The 1536-nt window shown below is 71.3% G+C and carries 1 protein-coding gene; it reads left to right on the plus strand.

The features are described from left to right. The first annotated feature begins 129 nt into the window (after positions 1–129). Positions 130–1527 carry a rhamnulokinase family protein gene (locus tag QN357_RS18890; protein ID WP_323505387.1) on the plus strand — a complete coding sequence of 466 codons (1398 nt, stop codon included), beginning with the start codon at positions 130–132 and terminating at the stop codon, positions 1525–1527. The last annotated feature ends 9 nt before the right edge of the window (positions 1528–1536 follow it).

Genomic DNA, 1536 nt, shown 5'->3' on the forward strand with positions numbered 1-1536 from the left:
TTCCGGTCGAGAGTTGCCGTTCTACCGGGCGCTCTCGACCGGAACGGCGACTCTCGCGGGGGTGCCGTCGTGGTGAGCAGCGCGGGGACCGTCGCCGCGATCGACCTCGGCGCGTCGAGCGGGCGGGTCATGCTCGGGCACGTCGGCCACAACGAGCTGCGACTCCGGCCGGTCGCCCGGTTCCCGAACCTGCCGGTGCGCACGATCGACGGGCTGCACTGGGACATCCTCGACCTCTACCGCAACGTCCTCGCCGGCCTGCACTCCGCCGTGCGGGAGGAACCCGGGCTGCGGAGCGCCGCCGTGGACTCCTGGGCGGTCGACTATGCGCTCCTTTCCGGGCAGCGGATGCTCGGCAACCCGTTCCACTACCGGGACGAGCGCACCGCTGCGGGAGTCGAGTCGACCCACGCCCTGGTGCCGCACGCCGAGCTCTACGCCGGAAACGGGCTCCAGTTCCTGCCGTTCAACACGCTGTACCAGCTGGCCGCCGAACGGCAGGCCGGCGGCCTCGACGGCGCGGACACGATGCTGCTGATTCCCGACCTGCTCGGCTTCTGGCTGACCGGGGAGCGCGTCGCCGAGCGCACCAACGCGTCGACGACCGGGCTGCTCACGGTGTTGACAGGGCACGGGCACGGCCACGGTTCCGGTCACGGGGAGTGGGACGATGCGCTCATCGCACGCCTCGGCCTGCCGCGCTCGATCTTCCCGCGGCTGGTCGATCCGGGGTCCCGGATCGGGTCTCTGCTGCCGGAGGTGGCTCACGAAATCGGAGCCGTCTCGCGACTGGATCTCGTCGCCGTCGGGTCGCACGACACGGCATCCGCTGTCGTCGCCGTGCCGATGCGGGACGAGAACGCCGCATACATCTCGTCGGGGACCTGGTCGCTCGTCGGCGTCGAGCTGAATTCCCCGGTGCTTACCGAGGAAAGCCGGGCCGCGAACTTCACCAACGAGGGCGGCGTCGACGGGCGGGTGCGCTACCTGCGCAACGTGATGGGACTCTGGCTGCTGAGCGAGTCGATGCGCAGCTGGGACCTCGAGGGCGTCGCGTTCGAGCTGCCGTTCCTGCTCGCCCAGGCTGCGCAGGTGACCGGGCCGGTCACGGTCTTCGACGTCGATGACCCGGCCTTCCTCGCGCCGGGGGACATGCCCGCGCGGATCCGCGAGCACTGTGCCGCACACGGACTCGCGGTGCCGGCGACCCCCGTCGACCTCGTGCGCAGCATCATCGAGAGCCTCGCAACGAAGTACGCCAGCACCCTGCGCGCGGCGAGCGAACTCTCGGGCACGAGCATCCGCACGGTGCACATCGTCGGCGGCGGCTCGCAGAACGAGCTGCTCTGCCAGCTGACGGCGAACCTCACCGGCCTGCCCGTGCTCGCGGGACCCGTCGAGGCGACCGCGATCGGGAACGTGCTGATCCAGGCGCGGGCGCAGGGCCTCGCCCACGGCAGCCTCGAGGCCCTCCGGACGCTCGTCGCCCAGGCATACTCGCCCCGCCACCACGAACCCCACGCCTGACCTCACCCC

Source organism: Cryobacterium sp. RTC2.1 (genome assembly GCF_035018685.1).
Classification (GTDB): Bacteria; Actinomycetota; Actinomycetes; order Actinomycetales; family Microbacteriaceae; genus Cryobacterium; species Cryobacterium glucosi.